A 23586-nucleotide genomic window follows, 5' to 3' on the forward strand; every position below is an offset into this window, starting at 1 on the left:
TACAAGCCCTTTTCAAGTCGATCTTTAATAAGTTTCTTTCATATAAAAAATACATTATATTTTGTCCTTGGCTTTATGCTCCCGCCTAATCTTGACAATAAATTGCAAAATCGCCAGATCCACCTGGTCGATGGTTATGTTGCCACTAAAATTCCATAACATTATTTTAGTCGTTTCCTCATTTCGTTTAAAAGGCATTAGAGAATGTATCGTGGCAAAATACAAGGGATTGAACTTTTCATACTGAGACCTAAGATTTTTAACCCTGGCTAACCCGATTAGCTGAAGATCTTCAACAATCTGACCTGTTTCTTCGGATAGCTCTCTTTTTGCACACTCCAATGGTGTTTCATCTTCTTCCCTTTTTCCTGCCGGCAGTTCCCATTGATTCCTTAAACTATTGTACCCCAGAAGATAACTTCCTTCTATTTCAATGATCGCAAAAGAGCCGGCAAGCGGGTGAATGTCTTCCAATTCCGGTTCGCTAACGTTATTGATTCCAATCAATTCAAAACCATTATTTTTGCCTCTTACCATTAAACAGCCGCCCTTTTTCGTCACGAATTCTCGCTCCATAGTGAACATGCCAATGCATATGTTTATTGCTTTGGTAGTTTCCTATATTAGTAGAAATAGTACAGGCACCATGTTCTTTTTCTAGTCTGCCAGCCACATCCCTTAAAATCTGAAGTACATCATCCATAATTTCCTTTTCATCATCAGTTAAAGTCAAGAAAGAATGTATATGTTTTTTCGGAATGACAATTATATGTATTTCATAATATGGACGGGTATGGTAAAAAGCCAGACTATGTTCTGATTCCTGAACAGTATTAACGGGGGTTTTACCAGAAAGAACTTCATCACAATAAAAATCTTCCCATGTATCAATAACCATCTCCAAATACTCCTAACAAAATCCACTGACACAACAATCCTCTTAGTATTGGACTAAGTGTTTTTTTTGATTTATATAAGCCTGGATATACTTTAAATAACCCAGCTGCAACTCTTTCGGCAAATTGTCCAACCTGAAAAATTTCAGATCAATAGATTCACAGTCATCAATTTTCAGTATTCCTTCATACTCTCTTGTTGAATAAACAGTTGTAACGGAGTAAAGTTCATCCCCGTTCGCCACTTTTAAATAGTATTCACTACCAGAGAATACCCCTTCAAGCTGGAGAGAGCCTACAATGAGCCCCGTTTCTTCTTGAACTTCTCTCCTAGCTGTTTCCTCAAGGCTTTCTCCCAATTCCATCAAACCTCCCGGGAGGCCCCAGCCTCCATCACTCCTAAGCTGAAGCAGCAATTCATCTTTTTCGTTGAAAACCATCACTACTGCCCCGGGTAATATTAGGGGCCGATGACCAACCAATTTTCTTAGTTCTGCGATATATCCCAATAATTTCACTCCATTGCTTATTTTTTAAATAATCCTGCCAATAATTCACTGGTTCCAAATAATCGCTGGTCAGAAGTCTTGTCTCTCATTTTCCTGATTTCCACAGATTCAAAGTCACGAAAGATTTCACGCAGTTTTTCTTGCGTGAAACCCAATCCTCCCCTCATGCTCCTGCCTCTGTAGACTTCCCAATCAGATATGCCGGCCCCGCCAAGTTTACCTCCCACAACAAAGCAAGTAAGGGCAAAATGGCCTCCCGGCTTTAAAGCACGCTTTACTAGTTCAATATAATCCATTCTCCTGTGCGGAGGAATATGATGAAAGCATCCCGAATCGTAGACAAGGTCGTATGAACCCTCCTCTATATGCAAATCAAAGATATTTTGCCGTATAAAGTTCACACTCACTTTCTGTTCAAATGCTCTTTCCTTTCCCCAGCTTAAACCAACTTCAGATTGATCCACAGCATCCACTAAAAAACCATTCTCTGCTAAGTAGATAGCATTTCTCCCTGGACCGCAGCCCAATTCTAATACTTTGCCTGCCTTAATAATCTTTGTCTTCAAATATTCTGCTAAGTTCTCGTCAGGATAATTTTCAAAAAAAGGAATCCCTCTCTCCCTGTCAGAATAAAAAACGTCCCAATTGAACTTACTTTCATCACTTAAAAAATGGTCAAGCATCACCAATAGATCATCATAGCTATAAATGGTTTCTTTCATCATTCTCCTCCTTAATCCTTGGCTATCCCCTGACAGGCGATATCAGATGGAAGTGTCGTTCATTGCTGTTCGGCTTTATTATGACCGGTTTCATAGAACCTGAGAAACTCATGGTAATTTCTTCTCCCGAAATCGATTTAAGAGCCTCAATCAGAAAATTACTATTTAAGGTAACCAATACCTCAGGACACCCTGTCAGATTGATGATTTTAAGGGTTTCCTCTGTGTTTCCTAAATTAGAAGAATAGGAAGCAACCCTAAGTTCCCCCCTTATTGTCAATTCGAGTTTTACATTGCTATGTCTTTCTTCACGAGTAAATAAGCTGGCACGGTCAATTGCTTCCAGTAACTGTCTGGTAAAGACGGTGATGGTTGTTTTCGATTCAGATGGAATGATATTGGAGAGATTAGGATAATTTCCTTCAATCAATCTTGTGTACAAGGATACATATTCTGATTCAAAAACTAGATAATTATCAGACACATGGATGGAGACAGTTTCCGATTCCTTGAATAATCTTACAATTTCTCTTATCGAGAAAAGAGGAATGATGAAGGAACCAGAAATAGAAGTCTCCATTTTAATTTCGCTCATAGCCAATCTGTGAGAATTTGTTGCTGTGCACTGGATTTTGTTATCCAGGAACGATATCAAAACCCCATTTAGAACCTGGCGAGTATCTTTTATAGAAGCCGCAAATGCGGTCTTTCTGACAATCTCCCGCAAGTGGATAGCCGGAATCTGTAGACTATTACTATTTTTCATTTCGGGCAATTGAGGAAATTGCTCATTATTGAAGCCACTCAGTTGAATCCTGAGTTCTTCAGTCATTAAAACAAGTTGTTTATTATTTGAGCTCGTTTGAACGGTAATTTCCCCTGGTATTTTTTTTATCATTTCCGCCAGATATCTTGCAGGTGCTACAAAACTGCCGTGTTCAATCATGATAAGGTTTCCGGCAGGACCAATTTTTAACTCCTCTTTGAGAAACAGGTCATGATTGCAGACAATCAGCGTTAATCCTTCAGAATGGGCTAAAATTTTTATACTGCTCAAAATTTGCTGAACAGGCTTAGTCAAAACAACCCTTGATAAATTAGATAGCGCCTCATAAAAATAAGTACTATTTATAATGAATTTCATGAATCCTTCCTTTCCAGGTTTTTCATATATATTAATTCGACATTTTATTGGAAAATCCTTGTAAAAACCAAAAAAGTGACCCTATAAAGAAGAGTCACTCATTGTTCATTTTGTTTCATATTTTTAATTATTACCTGAATAACATGGCCTGTACCCGTGTGCAATTCCCCTTCAACTCTTTCCTGTTCTCCATAAAAGAAATGCAAATTCTTGTGGCCTTTAATCCACTCAAGAACATCAGATGGGTCGTAAAGCATTTCTACCGTTTTGGGTCCTCCTGTGCCATAATGAACCTGGTCTTCTGAATATACTTCGAGTAAAATGATGCCTCCTGGCTTCACAGTAGAAACGAGTTTTCCAAAGATATTCTTCTGATCATTTTTACGAAAATGACCGAAAACCATAATCGCTGCATCGAATTCCTCAACCGGTACCGAGTCATGTATTAAATCTTTAAGTACTGTGCTGACTTTTACATCATAACGCTCAGCCAGGGCCTCCGTTTTGTTCAGGCCATTTTCTGCATAGTCATAAGCCGTCACTTCATGCCCCTGCCTTGCAAGGTAAACTGCATTCCGTCCTTCTCCTTCAGCAAAGGCTGCGATTTTACTTCCCTTTTCCAATCTGTATGACTGTTCTTTTACAAACTGATTTGGCTCTTCACCATACACATAATGTTCCGAGCCAAAACGGGCATGCCATGAATTATCCATCGAACCACTCCTTCCTAATCATTATACCCATTACCCTTTTTTTAGTATGATTAAAGAACATCAGGCTATTCTATTTTTAAATGGAGACCAAGAAAAAGGAGTGGATTTTTTAATGAGAGAATTAACATCAATGGAAGAAGTAAAGAGTTTAATCAGTGATAAAGAATTAAGCTTTATTTATGTTTTGACTGACAATTGAAGCGTATGCCATGGACTGCTTCCTCAGGTTGAGGAAGTCATGAAGGATTTCCCAAAAATCGCGACAGGCCTGGTCAATGCCGGCAAGATCGAAGAAATAGCAGGATTCCTTATGGCCTTTACTGTACCCGTTCTTGTCTTGTATGCAGATGGCCGGGAATATTTAAGAGAGGCAAGAATCGTACAGGTTGAAAAACTCAGGGACGATCTCTCCAGAATATATGAAGGTTTCTTTGGCGAATAAATAAGGTGCTAGGGGTTATCAGGTACAATATGCTGTTGTATTTCTTTGACCTATTCTCCCTTAAATAAACATTGCGGCCTATATTTAGACTTCGGACAAAATTTTATTTGGCTCCATGCTTTTGTTGGTGGAACAATGCTTTCACTTCAGACAAAACCTTGGCTTGGCTCTGGTATTTTGTCCGAACCTGACTTAACTTCGTTTAAAGTCCGTTTTTGGACTGTTATCTCGTCCGAATCCGAGTGCTGAATGGTCCTTTCCTCTCCTGTCCAATCATTCACAAAAATATATGTATCATTTTTCTCATTTAAGCAAAAATAACTGTGTTGACTATTTCCTTTTCCAAGGAGAAAAATATGAATATGAACACAATAAGGAGTGCGATTATGGGAATTTTAAGCGGAAATCCTAAAGATGAGCCTATGCATTATGGTGAGGTATTTGGGGCGTGGACTCATTTATCTGTGAATCATGGCCTAATTGCAGGATACCAGACATTTATCAATCATATTGGTGATGAGGATCTTAAAAAGCTGGTTCAAGAAGCGATTGACACGATGCAGGAGGAAAATAAGCAGGTTGAGGAATTGCTTAAAACAAATGGTATCGGGCTTCCTCCATCACCACCTGAACGTCCAGTTGCCCATCTTGAAGATATTCCTCCAGGAGCAAGGTTCAGTGACCCTGAAATTTCGGCAGCAGTTTCAAAGGATGTTGCAGAAGGTCTAGTAGCAGCAAGCACTATGATTGGACAGTCAATCAGGGAGGATATCGCATTGATGTATGGCCAGTTCCATATGGCAAAAGCTCAATTTGGAGCAAAAATGCTGAAGTTAAATAAAACAAAAGGCTGGCTTATCCCTCCTCCACTGCAGGTAAAATCTACAGAGTAAAAAATAATAATATTATGTAAACAATAACTATAACAAAAAACAGCAGATCAATCGATCTGCTGTTTTTTGTTTGATTGTAACACCCACGATCATTACTTTCTCCATACCCTCTTGTTTTCGATTCTCCTCGTATATCCAAGTGCATCAAGACGCTCGAGAAAAGGAATCATGTATTTTCGGGATAACTCGACTGTTTCCTTTGCCTGAGCCACCTCAAATTCATCTCCTGTATGTTCTCTCAGCTTGTTGACTGCTTCAGTAAAATGGGTGCCATGCCATGCATACTGATCATCAAGCATCACTATTTCACCCTGTTCCTCAAGGAAACGTTTCAATTCAAAGGCAATGGAGTCAGGTATTCCTGCATGAGTAATATATTCGTTTAAATAAGCAACCTTCAAGCCATCTTTCTTTAACTCGCTTAGCATACCCTCTGTACGTTTTTCCCAGTTCTTTGGAACATGTGGAGCAAAGCTTGCCAGTGATATAAATTGATCTTTTCTAGCATATAATCCCTTGATAACTCCATTTTCAGTTATGAAATCTAACAGGGTCTTAGAAAAAGATTTTTGCAAGGTTTGGTATAGTTCGGCCTTATTCATGCCAGGACGCATCGGATTATCCTGGTGAAAATCATTTAATCGATCCATGATATCTTCTTCAATTATCTCAATATCCGCTTTAAGGGCATATTCCTTATTTGATATTTTGACAAATTGGTCGTCTTTCAGGTTGGACAAAATCGAAGCTTCATCAAGAGCGGTCCGCTTTATGAGTTCCTCAATCGTCAGGCTTTTTGCTTCGTATAATGCAGCATTAATCCTATCAATTGGTGTGCCTGCCTTCTTCTTTTCCAGTTCTTCGATTGTCTGCTGCCCAAATCGATACTTGTTTCCTCGAGGGTCAATTACCCAACCGCCACCTATTGTCTCTTGCGGACTTGGCCTCCGGATGATGAAGCGGTCTCCTCGCTTGGTGACGATTTTTTCTTCCAGCCGGAGCTGGCATAGGATTTCTCCGTTTTCTTCCTTAAGTTCATTCCGGTCGAAAAAGACTATCCTTCCCATTACTTCAGCAGTGCCAATATGGCACTTAATTGGGGTCCTTTGTTTTACCAGATGTTCAAGGTCCTCTACTACTCTGATTGCAACATCAATTGTACTGGTGACGATAAAATGCTCAGAAGAAACCAAAACTTCGCCGCGCTCTAAATCGTCTTTTGAAACACCCGAAAGATTAAGCGCAGCTCTCTGTCCAGCGAATGCTTTTTTTGCCGGCTGATGATGGACCTGCAGCTGTCTGGCACGTACTTCCAGACCTGAAGGCAGGACTATCAATTGTTGTCCCTCTTCAACCGTCCCTTCGTAAACAGTACCCCTGACAACGGTCCCTTGTCCTTTAACCGTGAAGACCTGGTCGATGGGCAGACGGAAGGCACCTTTTACATCCCGCATTTCCTGATCCTTAAGCGTTCCGATGATCAGTTCCTTCAGTTCAGGAATTCCTTTTTTAGACAGGCTATCGACCATCATAAAAGGAGCGTTTTCAAAGACTGTACCTTCAAGCTCGCCTAAGATGTCGTCTTTCACCAGCTCAATAAATTCTTCTTCCACTCTATCTACCTTGGTAATCGCGATAATGCCAGAACGTATCCCTAGGAATCCAAGAATGTCCAGATGCTCCCGGGTTTGCGGCATGACACCTTCATCTGCTGCCACAACAAGAACGACGAGATCAATACCAGCAACACCCGCAATCATTTGGCGAATGAAGCGTTCATGTCCTGGGACATCCACAACCGAAATTTGTAATTCTTCATCTTCATAAAGTGGGGCAAAGCCAAGTTCTATGGAAATTTGCCGTTCTTTCTCTTCTTTGAGGCGGTCAGTATCCACATTCGTCAACGCCTTAGTCAACGACGTTTTACCGTGGTCTATATGACCTGCCATGCCAATGGTAAAATACCTCTTGCTCAATTGCCGACACCTTCTTTTGTTATATATAAAATAACTCTAACTTTAAAAGCAAAATAGTTCAAGCAACGAAAATTAGACAATTATAATGCACATGAGAGTAATCTTTAACATCCATTGCCAATCCCTAAAGCTTCTCTTGCGGAAATTTTTTTCTGTTTTACGGCAATTCCGCCGATTTCCATAAGTAACAATCCAGCAAATCACTCTGTATTTTCCCTTCGTCTTATTTAAAGGCTTTCTGAAAAATACAGCCAGTCACTTCTGAAAAGAAATCATCTCAGCAACCTGGCTTAAGATTCTGTCTGCCAGCCTAATTCTCACTATTATAATAAAAACAGCCTGCAGACGTTTTTGGTCAGCAGGCTGTTTTAGTTCAGCATCATCAGTTATACATAAAACGCAGCATAGCGGCCGCGGCCAGCCGACTCGTCATATCACGGAAGTCTTTCGAAGGATCAATTTCCACGATATCCATTGCTTTCACTTTTTCAAATGAAGCCGCGGCAGAAATGCTTGTCAGCAGTTCCCTGCTGGTTATCCCACCGGGACCAATTGCCGGGCATCCCGGCGCAAAGGCCTGGTCTACGACATCCATATCCAGTGACAAGTAGATTATATTTACTGATTTTGAAAGTCTGTCAAGTTCCTTTTCTATTATTGAGACAATACCGGTTCTCTCTAAATCTTCCATTGTGAAGACAGTGATCCCTTTTTCTTTGGTATAATCGTGATATTCCTTCGCGTTCGCATAATCACGAATCCCTATCTGTACAAGATTCTCGCCCTTGAGATGGCCGCCTTCAATGAGGCTGCGGAATGGAGTGCCGTTTGTCCGTCCGCCATCCTCCAGATTCCTGACATCATGATGTGCATCCCATTGAATAACTCCAATTTCTCCATAACGTTCCTTGAAAGCCCTGATGGAAGGGTAACTGACTCCATGATCTCCACCGAGCATAATATATTTTTCGCATGCATTCCAGGTAAGCATTTCCGAGACGCTTATGCGGAGTCTCTCAAGGGATTCCTCCAGGTCAGTTGGGTGGGTTTGTACATCGCCAAAGTCAATTAGCTTTATATTCTTATAATCCTTCTTTCTTTCCCCAGAGTACGTGGAAAAGGCACTCAGGCTTGCCCTGATACTTCTTGGAGCATCTGATGCGTTTGAAAAAGAGATAGATGTTTTAGAGAAAGGAAGGCCAATCAATCCGATTTCCCCTTTTGCACCTTTTGAAAAGGAAGTTAAACACTCATTAACCTTTGTAACGTAACGGTCCTTAAATACTGGCGGCTTACCTGGCTGAAGATAACTGAACTCCACTGTAAGCCATCCTCTCCCAAATTAATTTGCCTGATCGGAAAACACTTTGAGCGTGATTCACACCATAGTGATATGGAATGTACTTATAATTAGGAACATCCCATATGACGAAATCCGCAGCGCGTCCAATCTTCAAAGTTCCTGCCTCTGAGGCCTTTCCGATTGCATGGGCTGCATTGATGGTAACGGCATTCCAGATTTCTTCAGCTGACATTTTAAGTTTCAAAGCTGCGAGTGACATAATCATTTGCAGGTTTTCAGTCACACAGCTGCCGGGGTTGAAATCGGTTGCCAAGGCGACTGCTGCGCCCTCTTCAATCATCTTCCTGGCTCTTGCATAATGGTCCTTCCCAAGATAGAACGTCGTACCTGGCAATAAAACAGCTACTGTATTTCCTTCTGCCAGCTTTTTTATTCCCTCATCAGAGGCTGCAACAAGATGATCTGCACTGGCAGCTCCCAGAGATACAGCCAGTTCGGCACCGCCAAGCGGATCAATTTCATCCGCATGGATCTTTACGCCAAAGCCCATTTCTTTTGCTTTCTGTAAAAACTCTCTCGATTGGTCGACCGTAAAAACCCCCGTTTCGCAGAAGATATCAACGTATTCCGCGAGACCGGATTCTTTGACTTCATTAAATAATAGCGACATTTCCTCGAGAAACTTATCCTCTTTCCCTTTAAAGGCAGGTGGAACAGCGTGGGCACCAAGGAATGTCGATATTATCGAGACTGGGTATTTTTCTTTCAATCTTTGAATCACCCCTAATTGCTTGAGTTCAGTATCCGCATCCAGTCCATACCCACTTTTGGCTTCCAAGGTTGTAACTCCATAGGAAATCATTCTTTCAAGATGAAATGATGCCTTTTCAAACAATTCTTCTTCCGAAGCATTTTTAGTGGCTGAGACAGTGGACAATATTCCTCCGCCCTTAGCCAATATTTCTAAATACGGAACACCAGCCTGCTTTAATGAAAGTTCGTGCTCACGAGACCCTCCAAAAACCAGATGAGTATGCGGGTCAACAAGACCTGGTGAAACAACCCTTCCCTTGGCGTCAATTCGTTCTAAAGCCTTAAAGGATGCAGAATCTGAACTTGAACCCAGCCAGGCTACCCTCCCATTTACGACTCCTAATGCGGCATCTTCACTTACAGCCAGATCTTGCATTTCCTTCCCTTTTAGCGGATTTTCAGAACTCCTGGGCAAAATTAACTGGCCAATATTGTGCACTATTAAATCGTATGTCAATCCAATCACCCTTTCCGTCTTCCTCTGTAAAATTCAGTATCACGTTCATTAAGATTGCTGCTTTAAGGAGAATCGGCATTCCCCTTGCCGGCAGTCTTTTTTATGGAAGCATTGGGATATCTACGCCCTTTTCTTTTGCTGTTTCAATCGCTTTTTCATAACCTGCATCGGCGTGGCGTGCTACCCCCATCCCTGGGTCAGTGGTCAGTACTCTTCTGAGTCTTTCTTCAGCAAGCTCAGTCCCATCTGCCACTACGACCATACCTGCATGAAGAGAATAGCCCATACCTACTCCGCCACCATGGTGCACAGAAATCCACGAGCCGCCCGCAGCGACATTTACAAGTGCATTCAGTATTGCCCAGTCACCAACCGCGTCACTGCCATCCTTCATGGCTTCAGTTTCTCGATTTGGAGAGGCAACAGATCCGCTGTCTAAATGGTCGCGTCCAATTACAATCGGAGCTTTCAATTCACCAGTACGCACCAATTCATTGATTGCCAAACCCATCTTCACTCGCTCACCATATCCCAGCCAGCAAATTCTCGAGGGCAGACCCTGGAATTCAACTTTTTCCTGAGCCATGTCAATCCAGCGCTGAAGGGCTTTGTTTTCAGGAAAAAGTTCTTTAATGAGTTCATCTGTCCGGTGGATATCAGCAGGATCTCCTGATAAAGCTGCCCAGCGGAAAGGCCCTTTTCCTTCACAGAAAAGCGGACGGATATATGCTGGAACAAATCCCGGGAAATCAAAAGCATGCTCTTCACCATGATCCTTGGCCACCTGGCGAATATTATTTCCATAATCGAAAGTTATTGAACCTCTGCGCTGGAATTCAAGCATGGAGGCTACATGCTTAGCCATTGACAGGGAAGATTGCTTCACATATTCATGCGGGTTTTCTTCCCGGAATTTTGCTGCCTCCTCTAAAGTTAGCCCGACAGGAATATAGCCATTCAATGGATCATGGGCTGAAGTCTGGTCGGTTACAATATCTACCATGAAGTTTCTTTTCAAAAGATCAAGGTGGATTTCTGCCGCATTGCCGACCAGGCCAATAGAAAGCGCTTCACCTTTGAGCTTTGCTTCTTTTGCCCACTGAATTGCCTCATCGATAGAATGGGTCATTCTATCACAATAACGGGTATCAATGCGTTTCTGGATACGCTCAGGGTCAATTTCGACGGCAATACATACCCCTCCGTTCATCGTTACGGCCAAAGGCTGCGCTCCGCCCATTCCTCCTAGACCCGCAGTCAATGTAATTGTGCTTTTCAGCGTACCGCCAAAATGCTGTCTCGCAACTTCAGCGAATGTTTCATATGTTCCCTGCAGGATGCCCTGTGATCCGATATAAATCCAGCTTCCAGCTGTCATCTGGCCATACATCATTAAGCCTTTTTTATCAAGTTCATGAAAGTGGTCCCAATTTGCCCATTTAGGGACTAATACCGAATTCGAAATCAATACTCTTGGTGCAGCCGCATGGGTTTTGAAAACAGCGACCGGTTTACCAGATTGGACGAGCATCGTTTCATCATTTTCAAGCCTTCTTAAGGTTTCAACAATTGCATCAAACGCCTCCCAGTTTCTTGCAGCTTTTCCTATCCCGCCATAAACTACCAGGTCTTGTGGCTTTTCTGCGACCTCAGGATCCAGATTGTTATAAAGCATTCTTAAAGCCGCTTCCTGCTCCCAGCCTCTACATTCCAGTTCCAGACCCTTTTTTGCTTTAATATTATGTTTCGCTTCGATTGCCATATTTTCCACTCCTCTTAATAGATTAAATAATCAAACCAGGGTTTTATGCTTTTTTATAGCTGTCCACTGCCTGTTATTTTTTTTTAGCCACTCTGTAAGTCTTTCAATATCTTCAGAAAAGACACGATCCTCTGTTATAGAAGGAATAAGCTTTCTGGCGTCCTCATAAAACTCCTTTGTTTTTGGCGCCATTTTTTCAATCCCCCGATATTGAACCGCCTGCAATGCGCAAATACATTCTATGGCGAGTACACGCCTTACATTCTGGATTATGCTGTATGCATGGCGAGCTGCAATGGTTCCCATGCTTACGTGGTCCTCCTGATTTGCTGAAGACGGAATGGAATCCACACTTGCGGGATGAGCGAGCGTCTTGTTTTCAGAAACAAGTGATGCTGCGCTGTATTGCATAATCATCGCACCTGACTGAAGTCCAGGCTGGGGACTTAAGAAAGGCGGAAGGTCATTCAATTGTGGATTAACCAGCCGTTCGATCCTTCTTTCAGAAATACTTGCAAATTCCGCCACGGCAATTTTCATGAAATCCATAGCAATGGCAATCGGCTGACCATGGAAGTTACCTCCGGAAATAACTGTTTCGCCACCATCAAAGATAAGCGGATTATCGGTTGCGGCATTCATTTCGATTTCAAGTTTTTCTTTTACATAATCAAGCGCCTGCCAGGAAGCTCCATGTACTTGAGGAATGCATCTTAGCGAATAAGCATCCTGCACTCTTTTTTCACCCTGGCGTGTCGTCAGCTTGCTTCCTGCCAGCAAATCCCTCATGCGTTCTGCTACGTCCATTTGCTGCTTGTAGCCTCGGGCTTCATGGACTGCAGGGTGGAACGCATCAATGACCCCCTCTAGACCTTCCATGGTCAGAGAAGCAATCCATTCTGCCTGATACGCCAAATCTTTTGCTTCAAGCCAGTTTATAACACCCATTGCTGTCATAGCCTGAGTGCCATTGATCAAAGCAAGACCTTCTTTGGCCTGCAGTTCAATTGGCTGCAGCCCTTCTTTTTCAAAAGCTTCTGTAGTTGCACAAACCCTTCCCTGATAAAAGACTTTTCCTTCACCGAGAAGGACTAGTGCCAAATGGGATAGTGGGGCTAAATCTCCAGAAGCACCAAGTGAGCCTTGCTGTGGTACAACTGGATGTATGTGCAGGTTGATCAATTCCTTTAAACGCTCAACAATCACCGGCCTGATTCCAGAGAATCCTTTAATTAATGCATTAAGCCGGAGCAAAATCATCGCCCGTGAAACTACTTCAGGAAAAGGATCTCCTACACCGCAGGCATGTGAACGAATCAAATTCAATTGCAGTGAATTGACATCCTGTTCATCTATAACAACATCGCTGAACTTCCCAAACCCTGTGTTGATTCCATAAATTGTGCGCTTCTCTGCAACAATCTTTTCTACCGCTTCCCTGCTTTTCTCAACTTTTTTCATACTATCCGGACTTATCGCAACGATTTCATCTTCATAACAAACCGTCCTGATTTGTTCCAAAGTTAACGTTTCACCAGTTAATACAACCATTCTCGCAACCCCCTGATTGAATAAAATAAAAAAGGAGACGATAATGGCATACTTAAACCATCATCGCCTCCTTCTGACTAGTGGACTATAGGCAATGCACTTTATATATGATTGATTCCTAAACCGACTGTCTCATGTTCAGAACCTTTTACTGGAGCACCAATCGTTCCATAGAACGCAACCGCGATCCATTCACCTTCAGCCTGATCACTGAAAGGTTTTCCCCTAACGACTGCGAATCGCAGGCCGACAGTGCGGCTCATTTCACCAATGGCCAGATGGCCGCGCGTTACCCCTTCCATACCTTCCATTATTGCATGATATAGTGCATGTGTTTCACGATATAAATGAGGATCTATGAGTACATGGCGTTTGGCTGCTGTTTCCACTGCGGAAATCACTTTTTGCATATTCATTGATCCTACCTTGCCAAGGCAATATCTTACGTTCTTCAATTTATCCTGAAAAAAATCCATTTCTTCTTCTTCTGTGAAAGATGCCAGCAGGACCGCTGTTTTTCCAATCGCAATTTTACTCATCACTGACTCCGTTTTCTGAATTTTAACTATTGGCTAATAACTTATATTAAGTTTATGGTTCATACTGGCTGGTGTCAACCTTTTTGGGAAATTTTAGTATATTACTATAGTAGTATGATACTCAATTAAAGGGAGAAAAGCGCATGCGTCCTGGTCAACCTGACAAGCGATGCCTGCCTAAATGGTGCCATTTCATATGGCGGGCTGGTCTACCACCTCAAGTGCACGGTATCCAGACTAGTAAGTCGTACTTTGACTTCATAAGACGGACCGATAGGAAAAGCCGAGCAGCCACTCAAGGAGTTAATAGCTGCAGTCAGACAATGGTTGCGAGCTGCTTAACGTTCATGTTACTCGCAATATATTCGAGTAGCACGGAGGATGAAAACTAGCCAGGGCCTTAGGCCAGGCCAGTCTCGAAATGAAAATTCATACAAAAAAAACGCCCCGGAAGGCGCTTTTTATTATTATTTGATTTCTATCGATTCAGCCATTCCGAATAGAAAACCATAGATTAAGGAGTAGGCTTCCCTTATCGATAAATCCTCTCTATAGCCGCTAAGCCCATTTAGTGCGAAATTCAGGCTCCACAGTCCCTCGTTTCCATCAAACATTAAGTCGTATCCAGTCTCAGGAAGCATTTCCTCAAGATATTTGGTAATGGCTGGTCCATGTTTCTTCTGGAGTTTAAGGCCTAGCATAACATCAAAGGTTCCGAAAACATCATCATTTTCAAAACTTACTGCATCTACACCGATCAATTCAAACCAATTGGATTCCATATACATAAATTCATTTTTGTTGTCTTTAAAATAGGAGATGGACTGCTCAAGAAAAGCGGATGATTCCTCGCCAAGGAATTCCTCCGTTTCTTTGTCGCCCCTTTCAATATAGGCATTATCGAACAGTGAGCCTGAATCCATAACTTTTGCCTCTTTTCCTTGAAGCAGCCCATTTCGCTCGGCATATTCTTTTATATCAATATGTAATTCTACAAGCCCGTTCTGTGATGCGATAAACTTTTCCACCTGGTTTTTCAGCATATTAATACCCTCCATATTTATTTAACTGTTATTTATATTGAATGGTTAAGTTACAAATAGCAAATTTTCTTTATTAGTTTTCCAGGAATTCAATAAAGTTTTTGTGCAGTCTAGTCACCTCCCCATACAATACACTGCTTTTCCCCATATCCTGTTATTACACCACCATTCGAATGAAAGGAGAGGCGAATTTATGAATTATTATTACAAGGATAACAAACGGCCAGACAAAGATGAACACTGGCATGCCAAAGGTAAAATTAAACACCGGGATCACGATCAGCATAAAGATTGGTATGACTGGGATGACCACAAGGACCGAAAAAAGTGCAGAGAAAAAGATAAACACAAGGACTGGGACCATAACCACCGTAACGAATCAGACGATTGGGATGACCACAAGGATCATAAAAAATGCAGGGAAAAGGATAAACACAAGGACTGGGACCATAACCACCATAACGAATCGGACGACTGGCATGATCATAAGGACCATAAAAAATCCAGGGAAAAAGATAAACACAAGGACTGGGACCATGATTTCCATGATTGCGGCTGTAGAAAAGACCATTCCCATGAAAAGCATTCCCATAATTGCGTTTGCAAAAAGGTAAGAGATATTAACGAAGCTCAGCATAAGGTAAAACAAAGGAAGGATGGTTGTGATGTCAGCTGTGAACGGTCAATAAAGGAGCTGCTTGAACAATGCAAGCATCCAAATCAAGATACCATTCCCTTCAAACTATTATGCGGTTGCAGCAAAGGCGACTGCGAGACATTTATTGGTACTGGGGTAGTGAAAATCGATAGCTGTTTTTATGATATTAAATCTGCCTTTTTCCGCGTTGTTGATTTTGTAAAAGGATCCAGTTGCTGTGCAATTCTCGAACTGCTTTGTCCAGAAAGATGTGATGGTAAGCATCATGGCATTGAAGGCTTTATCAGGACTGGAGCTTGCTTTGAGGTCGATTTAAAAGATTTCGTAGGCATTACATGCTTTCCTCCAGTTAAAGCAAAGAAAATGGACCCTCAGAAGTTCTTATGTTCCTGACCTTGAAATTAATAGACTGAATGCCCCACTTTGTGTGGGGTTTATTTGCGTCCTTTTTTACGTTTGCCTTTTATAATAGCCTGTCAGTAAAAATATGTTATTGCCCTCTATCATCAGTCTATTCATTGCTAGTTGTACTGGCATATACAATAGTAAGTCAAAAGAAAGGAACAGAGTCATTCTGTTCTGTGAAGCTTTTGATATAAAAAAAAGGAGTGAAAGAAATGAAAAGAAATACAGGTTGCAACTCTTACCATGGCTGCCCGCCACAGTCTTCATGTGATGAAGCTAAAACACTTCGGGTTGATTGCGATAGTGTATCTTCTCGACCTTATGGGAAGAACCTCAATTACCGAGTTGCAGATATTGATGTTCCGCTTGCAGTAGTAGATTTGCAAGTAGATGTGGAAAGTGATATTTATCTTCCAACCCCTGCACGCGAAATCAAGCAAATGAGAAGGAATGTATCCCTTACGCAGTGTAAGGCAATCATTTCATCAATGAATAATGGAGTGGTGAAACTCTATGTATCAGGTACCGTCCACAAAAATATCCAGTATGTAGAGCAATGCAGCGGTTATGTACGGGACTATAGTGTAGATGTACCATTTACATGTATTGAGGCTGTTAACGTTTACAATGAGCCGGCTGAAGAAATGTTCAGCAAAAAGACTACTGTAAAAGAAAGAAGGTTCATTGACAAAAAAGGCCACGGTGCGGATAACTGCATTTCTGGAGCATTTACGTATGAATATTACAATGAGCCTATTGAGTGCAAACTGCTTTCATCCTCTGTCAATGACTTTGACCTGTACAAAGATTTTGACGCTTGGGGCAGATTCAGCCGCATTACTGAAAAGATGGAAGTTGGTTTATGTATCAAATTGCTGCAAAAGCAGCAGGTTAACTTGGATAACGATGGCCCAGCATGTGAATAATCTACTTCTTAATCTTTATCTACTTCCTGAGAAAAAAGCTGCCAATTGAATCAACACCCGAAAAGCAGAAGGACAGGATGTTAGATTTAATGTGAGGCATTAGGATAGTAGACAGGAAGGGTGTCTCGGCTGAGACACCCTTTCTCAATTTATTGTAAAAGCAGTTTTTGCAAGTCCACGCATTGTTTCTGAAAGAGATCCATCTTCATCCTGGCGGTACCTTGAAACAAGATTTTGTCTGGATCAATGAATTGTTCATTCCATACACAATGCAGATTCGTAAGACTAAAGTCAACTTTTTCCACTAAATTTTCTTTATACTCACGTGTAAACCCAGCTTCCATACCAGATAGGGAAGCAAACATATATTCTTTACTGTTTTTGGAGGAAAGTTCTGGTTTATGAAGCCATTTAACATGAATGATTTTTTTCCATGGGATATTGATCTTGAGTGAATGCATTGTTCCTGATTCGTCAGGATTTGCATAATCCATAGTCAAAAGAAGAATTCCTTTCGTAAATAAGTTTGCAGATGGCAGCAATACTTCTGCATCAATTGAATGCAGAGAGCACTCAATATTCGAAACATTCGATATTGGCCTTGAGAGGCTGATTGTATTGAAGATGTCAATCTCAAGCTCTACATCCGCCAGATGTAAAGGAAGCCTCACCTTTGTCCTTTCATACGGTTTATTCATGCCTCTGTAAGCAGCCGTTGCTAATTTTATAGGCTCTGAGGATGACTCGTAATCGAATTCCTCTGGTTCATGAAAGTCCTGGTCATAATAGACCTCTGGCAGATTAGAAGATTCCTCTTCATTTTGGAAACGGGGTGATTCCTCTTCATTTTCGATACCTGGGGATTCCTCTTCATTTTGGAAACCGGCGGATTCCTCTTCATTTTCGAAACCAGTGGATTCCTCCCCTTTTTCGAAACCGGCGGATTCCTTTTCAATTTCCAAACCAGGGAATTCCTCTTCATTTTCGAAACCAGTGGATTCCTCCCCTTTTTCGAAACCGGCGGATTCCTCTTCAATTTCAAAACCAGTGGATTCCTCTTCATTTTCGAAACCAGGGGATTCCTCTTCATGTTCGAAACCAGGGGATTCCTCTTCATTTTCGAAACCAGTGGATTCCTCCCCTTTTTCGAAACCGGCGGATTCCTCTTCATTTTGGAAACCGGCAGATTCCTCTTCAATTTCCAAACCAGTGGATTCCTCCCCTTTTTCGAAACCGTGGGATTCCTCTTCGTTTTCGAAACCGGGGGATTCCTCTTCAATTTCCAAACCAGCGGATTCCTCTTCAATTTCCAAACCAGCGGATTCCTCTTCATTTTCGAAACCGGGGGATTCCTCTTCATGTTCGAAACCGGGGGATTCCTCTTCATGTTCGAAACCGGCGGATCCCTCTTCATTTTCGAAACCGGCGGATTCCTCTTCGTTTTCGAAACCGGGGGATTCCTCTTCGTTTTCGAAACCGGGGGATTCCTCTTCGTTTTGGAAAACTTCTGAATCATCTTCATTATGGAAAACGATTGGTTTCTCTTCGTTTTGGAAACCGATGGATTCCTCGTCATTGTGGTAAGTGATGGGTTCCTGTTTTCTTCCTTCATTGTTATCTGCAGCGGGACTTTCCTGGAAACCATCCTGATTTATATGATTCGCATCGGTACCACTTGAAATTGCCGTGTTATCTGTTGACTCTTCATCCATTTCAGCCATCTTAAGTCTTATTTTCTGGTAATTCTTTTCTTCTACACTTTTAATTGTCGGTGGAGCAATTATCAATGGTTGTACTGAACCCTTTGTTTTCCTGTTACTTCTGCTATTGTTTAAATTGCCGCGATTTCTAACATTTCCATTCAAAGGACTCCTATCTTGGAATAATCTATTTGTATTATCCATCTTAACTGGATGGTTCTGCTTCTATTGCAACCTATCCCTGCCCTCCTTCCTGAATACAGGTAAAGGGGCATATACTATTGAGTGCCTAGTATAATACCCCGTCTCCTACTGCTATTTATTCTGATTCGTCGTAGCAATCTGGATCATTAGTCGCTGAAGATACCCGGATTTGCTGATTTTGAAGAACGCGTACGGTAAAATCGATGACCATTTTTTCTTCAATAGTCTGGAAATAACCTTCGTCGATCGGTGAAGATGTTGGTAGCGGCTGACGATCAATTGCCTCATCCCATTCAATAATTTGGCTGGAAACTAATTCACAGAAAGGCAATTCATTATAATGCTGTGAACTTTCTTGGTGGAACTGGCTTAAGTCGCTAGTCAACAATTCATCTTTTTCCGGAAACCCTGTTGATAAAGGTTTTGATACGAAGAAATCAAACTCCTTTCGGTTATTCACCTGAGGCATTACCGGTCTTGATAGGAAGTTCTTTACTTCTGTTACTACCTGGAACGGAATATCTACGGTATAGGAATGGAGATCTGAAGCTACTGATGATGATGATGAAGCTTCAATCTCCTGGCTAGGGCTGGCATATTGGATGTTCTTTCTTACAAACCCTTTAATAAAAAGCTTATTTGTCGGCAACAGCAATCGGCATTGGGTCAATTTTATCCTCTTTTTTATATCCTTAATCTCAAGTACTGGTTCTGGAAAATTGATGAATGTATCCAGATTCACGTGCAGGGTTAGCTCTGCAAGAACAACGGGAACTTTCGTAACGATCTTTCCAAGACTTACATGTGGATGATGATGCTTCGGTGTGCATTCAAAATGGTCTTTTGAAGGCTTGCACTCATAATCGGGCTTTTTATTTTTATCTAATTCAAACATACATGGCTCCTCCTTAAAACTCCTTAGAGTGAAGATGTTCTATCCTATGCACCATGATTTTTTGGGTCTAGGCGTATGCCCTTACTTAATTATAGATATCGAGGCAAGTACTCAATTAGAAACCTAGATTTTATATGTAATGTACTTGCAGACCGAATACATAAAAAAATTTTTTAGTCTTATTTTTTCTACTATTCTTATAGAAATGACATTCCTGGTAATATGTAAAGAATAAAAAAAACAAATAGCGATGCCTTAATCATCGCCATTTGTTATTCTGTATGATTCCTTTTTGTTTAGTTGAGATTAGCGGACACCATTGTCGTCGCCGTTTAAGGCAACTTGTTGGTTCTGGAACACTCTTACACGGAATTGCAATAAAGTTTTTTCAACAATATTCTGGAAGGTTCCTTCCTCAAATGGTTTATTGTTAGGTAAAGGATAACGATCTGTTGCTTCATCCCATTGAACAATGCTGCTGGATACTAGTTCACAGAACGGAATCTGGTTGTAGAACTGGGTACTTACCTGATGGAACTGTGAAAGGTCACTGGACAGCAGCTGATCCTTTTCCGGAAAGCCATGTCCAAGGCTTTGTGCCCTGAAGAAGTCAAATTCTTCACGAGTATTGGGAGCAGGCAGAACTGGGGGAGTCAGGAAATCAGTTATAATTGTTACACACTCAAACGGTACATCCACAGTCAGCGAGCGCATTTCTGAAGATACACAATCACTTTTTGCATGCGGACACGGCGTAGCATATTGGATATTTTTGCGGATAAATCCTTTAATGAATAACGGGATTCCTGTAGCTGCGTCAGAAGTAGGTCCTATGAGTAATCTGCACTGAACGATTTTCACCCTTTTTTTGATATCCTTGATTTCAAGAACTGGATCAGGAAAATGGATGTTGGCAACTAAATGGTCTGTTACTGTAATATCTGCTAGAGTAACAGGAACTTTTGCAGTTGGAACTAAACCAGGTGTCGGTACATTCGTACATTCGCTCTTGGAAGCCGACTGATTTACATTCACGCATCCGTGTTTACCTTTATGGTCATTAGTCATTTTTGTTCCTCCTTTTTAAATTTCTTGTACAATTTATCCTATTCCTACTAGCTTTTTTGGACTAGATGAATCAATCAGAGCAAATGCGGATTTTTAAGATTTTATCATGTTCTCTTCTTTATTTTTTCATTTTTCTATTTTAATTGGGTACTTGCACAATGGGACATACATTTTGCATACGATTCAAAAGGAGGTAGTTGAAATGAACAATTATAATTATCTGGCAGTCGACATAGGCAACAGCTGGTATAAAGTTTTGGCCTCTGATCATGGGGAACTAAGCGAATATCAAATGCCAAACGCCATCGCACTCTATGATGATGAGTTTTATGAAAAGCCATATGACGAGGAAGATATTGACCTCGAAGAAAATTTGATCGTAGAAATAAAAAGCCCATCGATCGCAAACAAGAGAGAAATCTTTTATGCAGGAAAGGCAGCAGCCCGGCAGAGGAACGTCAGCTTAACCTCAAGCAACAATCAAAAAGCAGATGAAGACCGGACCTATATCCTTCTGTTCGCTGCTGCAGCCTATCACGCTTCAATTTCAAACCCGGATGACATTGAAATGAGCTACTGTGTGGATCAATTAGCGGTATCACTCCCTACCACGCAATATAAGGAAAAGAAAGATTTACTTAAAGAAAAATTGATTGGTAACCATATCATTAACCTCCATAAGGTGCCGGGAATATCAGAACCCAAAGAGCTAATTGTCAAGCTTGAAATCAAGGATGTGATTGTTGGAGCAGAAGGAGCTTGTGCCTATTTAGGCCTAATTCGTGACATTGACACCCTTGCCATTAAGGATGAAGGTCTTGTGAAAGATTCAAGGAAAGGACTTATCATTGGAGACCTGGGCGGAGATTCGGTGGACTTTGTTGGCATAAAAAACGGCAAGCCTGTTGCCTCGGTTGAAGGTGACCATTTTGGCATCAATATGTTCCTGGATACAATAATTAAGAAAGTAAGCAAAAATGAACTGTATACCTTCGACTCCAGATCCGAACTCGAGGAAAAATTAATTGCGGGTCAGTCAGAGTGGTTTGTCGAACCATTTGCAGGTGTGAGGAAAGATATCAGCAAGTATGTCCTCCCTCAACTAAGAATCATGGCAATCAAGTACCTTGAGCATTTCGACCGCGCAAGAAGCAGTTCCAGCGAAATTAAAGGTGCGTCCCGCTATATCGCAGTAGGCGGTGCAGCTAAACTTGCCCAAAAACAAATACAGGAAGCCGCCGTAAGATGGGCAGCTAAGGGGCGACCGATTGAATTGACTTTTCCTGAGAACCTGGAAAAACTGAATGTCATCGGACTCATGATTTTAGCCAAACTGAATCAGATTAAGAAACAGCATGAGAATACCGAGGAACTAATTCATATTGAAGGGTGATCGGTATGTCAAACACCTATACGGATTATGTAAATAAAGTCGCGATAACTGTCCCTGATCGATATATAGATGTGAAAACAGGCGAATCCCATCTGATTTCATCAAAGGTGATCAAACAAATTGAATACCACGCTGAAAATAGTTCTCTAAACCACCTTGTCTTTGCTGCTCTCCATCATTACCTTACTCCTAAGACTTCCCTTGACGGAGATTCTGCTGAAATTCTCCAGCAGCTTGCTGACATTCGTTGTATGCTTGAAGATGGCTTTTATGTTATACAGCCAACTGCTAAGCCAAGAACTTTAAAAGAACAAACTGATGCAGCCAAATTACTGAATATGAAAGAAATCGAGGACATCCTTGATGCATTCGGGGGCTAGGCTGATTTTAAAAAGAAAGGACGGTACCTAAGCAGTACGCGTCCTTCACTTTTTGATTTACAACAGCAGCCATCCGGTCGTCAATACATTTATTAATAGTATAGGTCACCACTTACTTTTCAACCTATGTACCATGGGTTTCTTTCTGCTTTTATAATTCTGTTGACTACCAATAATAAGGTTTGCCTGGTTTTTTAAAAATTATTATTTTAAAACATGCTCATATTATATTTTGCGGACATCATTTCCAACAGCTTGATGCCGCCAATACTGTTCCCTTTTTCATCCAGAGCCGGTCCCAATATCCCGATTCCCAACTGATTAGGGACAGACCCCATGATTCCGCCAGAAACACCGCTTTTAGCTGGAATTCCTACTCTAACCGCGAACTCCCCTGAAGCATTATACATACCACAGGTAACCATGAAGGTTTTACATAATCGAGCAACATGCGCAGGAATCAGGCGCCGGTTGGTGACAGGCTCAAGTCCGTCGGTTGCAAATACACAGCCAATACGTGCCAGATCAAGGCAATCCATTTCTATTGCGCATTGTTTCGTGTATACCATCAGTAATTCCTCAACATCCTCATTAATTACACCGTGTTGTTTTAAGAAATAACTTAGCGCCCTGTTCAGGTCCGAAGTTATATATTCAGACTCCGCAACTTCCTGTGAATACCCAATGGAAGAATTGCCGGCAAGTTCCTGAATAAATTTTAGTATCCGATTAAATCTTTCTTCGGCATTCTTTCCTTTTATCATATGTGTCACCGAAAGTGCACCAGCATTTATCATTGGATTCAAGGGCTTTGAAGGGCTAAATTCAAGCTTGACGATTGAATTGAATGGGTCACCTGTAGGCTCATACCCCACTTTATCAAAAACAGCTTCTTCTCCATAATCCATAAGCGCCAATGCAAGGGTCAGCACTTTAGACACACTTTGCAAGGTGAGTTTCTGCTGAATATCGCCTGCAGATACGCAGGTTCCATCCTCATGAAAGATAGCAACTGACAATTCTGCCGGATTTGCCTTTGCCAGAGCAGGAATATAGTCTGCTACCTTTCCATTACAAGTATATTTTTTCGCTTCCTGAACTAGTTGATTCAATTCTTCAGTTGTTCTGCAAGGCATACTGGCTCCTCCGAATCTCCAAGCTTTTTCTTATCATAAAAAAAGGCAATGATAGGAT

The 23586-nt window shown here is 41.5% G+C and carries 23 protein-coding genes; 6 read left to right on the plus strand and 17 right to left on the minus strand.

The window, feature by feature from the left end; genetic code table 11:
- Positions 1-54: 54 nt before the first annotated feature.
- From B5X77_RS17815 to B5X77_RS17840, 6 genes are all read right to left on the minus strand, one after another.
- The gene (locus B5X77_RS17815; RefSeq protein ID WP_079509278.1) at positions 55-537 is read right to left on the minus strand and encodes an NUDIX domain-containing protein; all 483 of its coding nucleotides are present in this window, start codon (positions 535-537) and stop codon (positions 55-57) included.
- The gene (locus B5X77_RS17820) at positions 518-898 is read right to left on the minus strand and encodes an HIT family protein (RefSeq protein WP_079509279.1); all 381 of its coding nucleotides are present in this window, start codon (positions 896-898) and stop codon (positions 518-520) included. Before B5X77_RS17820 ends, B5X77_RS17815 begins: the two co-directional genes overlap by 20 nt.
- 42 nt (positions 899-940) lie before the next feature.
- On the minus strand, positions 941-1405 hold the full coding sequence (locus B5X77_RS17825; RefSeq protein WP_079509280.1) for an NUDIX hydrolase: 465 nt from the start codon (positions 1403-1405) through the stop codon (positions 941-943).
- Between the two features lie 17 nt (positions 1406-1422).
- Positions 1423-2127: a class I SAM-dependent methyltransferase gene (locus B5X77_RS17830; protein WP_079509281.1), complete on the minus strand. Its 705-nt coding sequence runs from the start codon at positions 2125-2127 to the stop codon at positions 1423-1425.
- Between the two features lie 22 nt (positions 2128-2149).
- The gene (gene dnaN, locus B5X77_RS17835; protein ID WP_079509282.1) at positions 2150-3271 is read right to left on the minus strand and encodes a DNA polymerase III subunit beta; all 1122 of its coding nucleotides are present in this window, start codon (positions 3269-3271) and stop codon (positions 2150-2152) included.
- Between the two features lie 98 nt (positions 3272-3369).
- Positions 3370-3984, minus strand: a complete 615-nt coding sequence (locus B5X77_RS17840; RefSeq protein ID WP_079509283.1) for a class I SAM-dependent methyltransferase — start codon at positions 3982-3984, stop codon at positions 3370-3372.
- Between the two features lie 238 nt (positions 3985-4222).
- Here B5X77_RS17840 and B5X77_RS17845 point away from each other — a divergent pair, with 238 nt between their 5' ends.
- Both B5X77_RS17845 and B5X77_RS17850 read left to right on the plus strand, forming a co-directional pair.
- Complete coding sequence (locus B5X77_RS17845; protein WP_079509284.1) at positions 4223-4426, plus strand: hypothetical protein; 204 nt, start codon at positions 4223-4225, stop codon at positions 4424-4426.
- 386 nt (positions 4427-4812) lie between these two features.
- Entirely contained in the window at positions 4813-5319 is a 507-nt protein-coding gene (locus B5X77_RS17850) for a DUF3231 family protein (protein WP_079509285.1), read from the plus strand.
- 92 nt (positions 5320-5411) lie between these two features.
- Here the strand turns inward: B5X77_RS17850 and selB are convergent, their stop codons facing one another.
- The 7 genes from selB to B5X77_RS17885 form a co-directional block, all read right to left on the minus strand.
- Positions 5412-7295 carry a selenocysteine-specific translation elongation factor gene (gene selB, locus B5X77_RS17855; protein ID WP_079509286.1) on the minus strand — a complete coding sequence of 628 codons (1884 nt, stop codon included), beginning with the start codon at positions 7293-7295 and terminating at the stop codon, positions 5412-5414.
- 382 nt (positions 7296-7677) lie between these two features.
- The gene (gene hutG, locus B5X77_RS17860; RefSeq protein ID WP_079509287.1) at positions 7678-8616 is read right to left on the minus strand and encodes a formimidoylglutamase; all 939 of its coding nucleotides are present in this window, start codon (positions 8614-8616) and stop codon (positions 7678-7680) included.
- Positions 8588-9874, minus strand: a complete 1287-nt coding sequence (hutI, locus tag B5X77_RS17865; protein WP_139378435.1) for an imidazolonepropionase — start codon at positions 9872-9874, stop codon at positions 8588-8590. Before hutI ends, hutG begins: the two co-directional genes overlap by 29 nt.
- A gap of 94 nt (positions 9875-9968) precedes the next feature.
- A complete protein-coding gene (hutU, locus tag B5X77_RS17870; RefSeq protein WP_079509288.1) occupies positions 9969-11630 on the minus strand; it encodes a urocanate hydratase in 1662 nt (553 codons plus the stop codon).
- A 30-nt stretch (positions 11631-11660) separates the two neighbouring features.
- A complete protein-coding gene (gene hutH / locus B5X77_RS17875; protein ID WP_079509289.1) occupies positions 11661-13181 on the minus strand; it encodes a histidine ammonia-lyase in 1521 nt (506 codons plus the stop codon).
- Between the two features lie 101 nt (positions 13182-13282).
- Entirely contained in the window at positions 13283-13720 is a 438-nt protein-coding gene (gene hutP, locus B5X77_RS17880; protein ID WP_079509290.1) for a hut operon transcriptional regulator HutP, read from the minus strand.
- A 467-nt stretch (positions 13721-14187) separates the two neighbouring features.
- The gene (locus B5X77_RS17885; RefSeq protein ID WP_079509291.1) at positions 14188-14763 is read right to left on the minus strand and encodes a branched-chain amino acid aminotransferase; all 576 of its coding nucleotides are present in this window, start codon (positions 14761-14763) and stop codon (positions 14188-14190) included.
- A gap of 193 nt (positions 14764-14956) precedes the next feature.
- Between B5X77_RS17885 and B5X77_RS17890 the strand changes: the two genes are divergently transcribed.
- Both B5X77_RS17890 and B5X77_RS17895 read left to right on the plus strand, forming a co-directional pair.
- Complete coding sequence (locus B5X77_RS17890) at positions 14957-15814, plus strand: CotY/CotZ family spore coat protein (RefSeq protein ID WP_079509292.1); 858 nt, start codon at positions 14957-14959, stop codon at positions 15812-15814.
- Positions 15815-16038: 224 nt separating this feature from the next.
- Positions 16039-16752: a CsxC family protein gene (locus B5X77_RS17895; RefSeq protein ID WP_079509293.1), complete on the plus strand. Its 714-nt coding sequence runs from the start codon at positions 16039-16041 to the stop codon at positions 16750-16752.
- A gap of 149 nt (positions 16753-16901) precedes the next feature.
- On the opposite strand, the gene B5X77_RS17900 is transcribed toward B5X77_RS17895, so the two are convergent.
- The 3 genes from B5X77_RS17900 to B5X77_RS17910 all read right to left on the minus strand — a co-directional run bounded on the left by B5X77_RS17900 (position 16902) and on the right by B5X77_RS17910 (position 20619).
- Positions 16902-18617, minus strand: a complete 1716-nt coding sequence (locus B5X77_RS17900; RefSeq protein WP_079509294.1) for a putative sodium/potassium/calcium exchanger — start codon at positions 18615-18617, stop codon at positions 16902-16904.
- 154 nt (positions 18618-18771) lie between these two features.
- Positions 18772-19551, minus strand: coding sequence for a CsxC family protein (locus tag B5X77_RS17905; RefSeq protein ID WP_079509295.1), 780 nt, complete (start codon positions 19549-19551; stop codon positions 18772-18774).
- Positions 19552-19857: 306 nt separating this feature from the next.
- On the minus strand, positions 19858-20619 hold the full coding sequence (locus B5X77_RS17910; RefSeq protein WP_079509296.1) for a CsxC family protein: 762 nt from the start codon (positions 20617-20619) through the stop codon (positions 19858-19860).
- Between the two features lie 202 nt (positions 20620-20821).
- On the opposite strand from B5X77_RS17910, the gene B5X77_RS17915 reads away from it, so the two are divergent.
- Together B5X77_RS17915 and B5X77_RS17920 are read left to right on the plus strand one after the other, a co-directional pair.
- Positions 20822-22012: a ParM/StbA family protein gene (locus B5X77_RS17915; protein WP_079509297.1), complete on the plus strand. Its 1191-nt coding sequence runs from the start codon at positions 20822-20824 to the stop codon at positions 22010-22012.
- 5 nt (positions 22013-22017) lie between these two features.
- Positions 22018-22392, plus strand: a complete 375-nt coding sequence (locus B5X77_RS17920) for a hypothetical protein (RefSeq protein WP_257391851.1) — start codon at positions 22018-22020, stop codon at positions 22390-22392.
- Positions 22393-22601: 209 nt separating this feature from the next.
- Here B5X77_RS17920 and glsA read toward each other — a convergent pair whose 3' ends face one another.
- A complete protein-coding gene (glsA, locus tag B5X77_RS17925) occupies positions 22602-23528 on the minus strand; it encodes a glutaminase A (protein ID WP_079509299.1) in 927 nt (308 codons plus the stop codon).
- Between the last annotated feature and the right edge of the window lie 58 nt (positions 23529-23586).

The organism is Mesobacillus jeotgali (assembly GCF_900166585.1).
GTDB classification, from domain to species: Bacteria; Bacillota; Bacilli; order Bacillales; family Cytobacillaceae; genus Mesobacillus; species Mesobacillus jeotgali_A.

Coding starts and splice junctions, on each gene's coding strand:
- B5X77_RS17840 (WP_079509283.1), bottom strand. CDS start 3,984: ATGGATAATTCATGGCATGCCCGTTTTGGCTCGGAACATTATGTGTAT.
- hutH (WP_079509289.1), bottom strand. CDS start 13,181: ATGGTTGTATTAACTGGTGAAACGTTAACTTTGGAACAAATCAGGACG.
- B5X77_RS17915 (WP_079509297.1), top strand. CDS start 20,822: ATGAACAATTATAATTATCTGGCAGTCGACATAGGCAACAGCTGGTAT.
- B5X77_RS17895 (WP_079509293.1), top strand. CDS start 16,039: ATGAAAAGAAATACAGGTTGCAACTCTTACCATGGCTGCCCGCCACAG.
- B5X77_RS17890 (WP_079509292.1), top strand. CDS start 14,957: ATGAATTATTATTACAAGGATAACAAACGGCCAGACAAAGATGAACAC.
- B5X77_RS17920 (WP_257391851.1), top strand. CDS start 22,018: ATGTCAAACACCTATACGGATTATGTAAATAAAGTCGCGATAACTGTC.
- hutP (WP_079509290.1), bottom strand. CDS start 13,720: ATGAGTAAAATTGCGATTGGAAAAACAGCGGTCCTGCTGGCATCTTTC.
- hutU (WP_079509288.1), bottom strand. CDS start 11,630: ATGGCAATCGAAGCGAAACATAATATTAAAGCAAAAAAGGGTCTGGAA.
- B5X77_RS17845 (WP_079509284.1), top strand. CDS start 4,223: ATGAAGGATTTCCCAAAAATCGCGACAGGCCTGGTCAATGCCGGCAAG.
- glsA (WP_079509299.1), bottom strand. CDS start 23,528: ATGCCTTGCAGAACAACTGAAGAATTGAATCAACTAGTTCAGGAAGCG.
- B5X77_RS17830 (WP_079509281.1), bottom strand. CDS start 2,127: ATGAAAGAAACCATTTATAGCTATGATGATCTATTGGTGATGCTTGAC.
- B5X77_RS17815 (WP_079509278.1), bottom strand. CDS start 537: ATGGTAAGAGGCAAAAATAATGGTTTTGAATTGATTGGAATCAATAAC.
- B5X77_RS17910 (WP_079509296.1), bottom strand. CDS start 20,619: ATGACTAATGACCATAAAGGTAAACACGGATGCGTGAATGTAAATCAG.
- B5X77_RS17905 (WP_079509295.1), bottom strand. CDS start 19,551: ATGTTTGAATTAGATAAAAATAAAAAGCCCGATTATGAGTGCAAGCCT.
- B5X77_RS17820 (WP_079509279.1), bottom strand. CDS start 898: ATGGTTATTGATACATGGGAAGATTTTTATTGTGATGAAGTTCTTTCT.
- dnaN (WP_079509282.1), bottom strand. CDS start 3,271: ATGAAATTCATTATAAATAGTACTTATTTTTATGAGGCGCTATCTAAT.
- B5X77_RS17885 (WP_079509291.1), bottom strand. CDS start 14,763: ATGCTGAAAAACCAGGTGGAAAAGTTTATCGCATCACAGAACGGGCTT.
- B5X77_RS17850 (WP_079509285.1), top strand. CDS start 4,813: ATGGGAATTTTAAGCGGAAATCCTAAAGATGAGCCTATGCATTATGGT.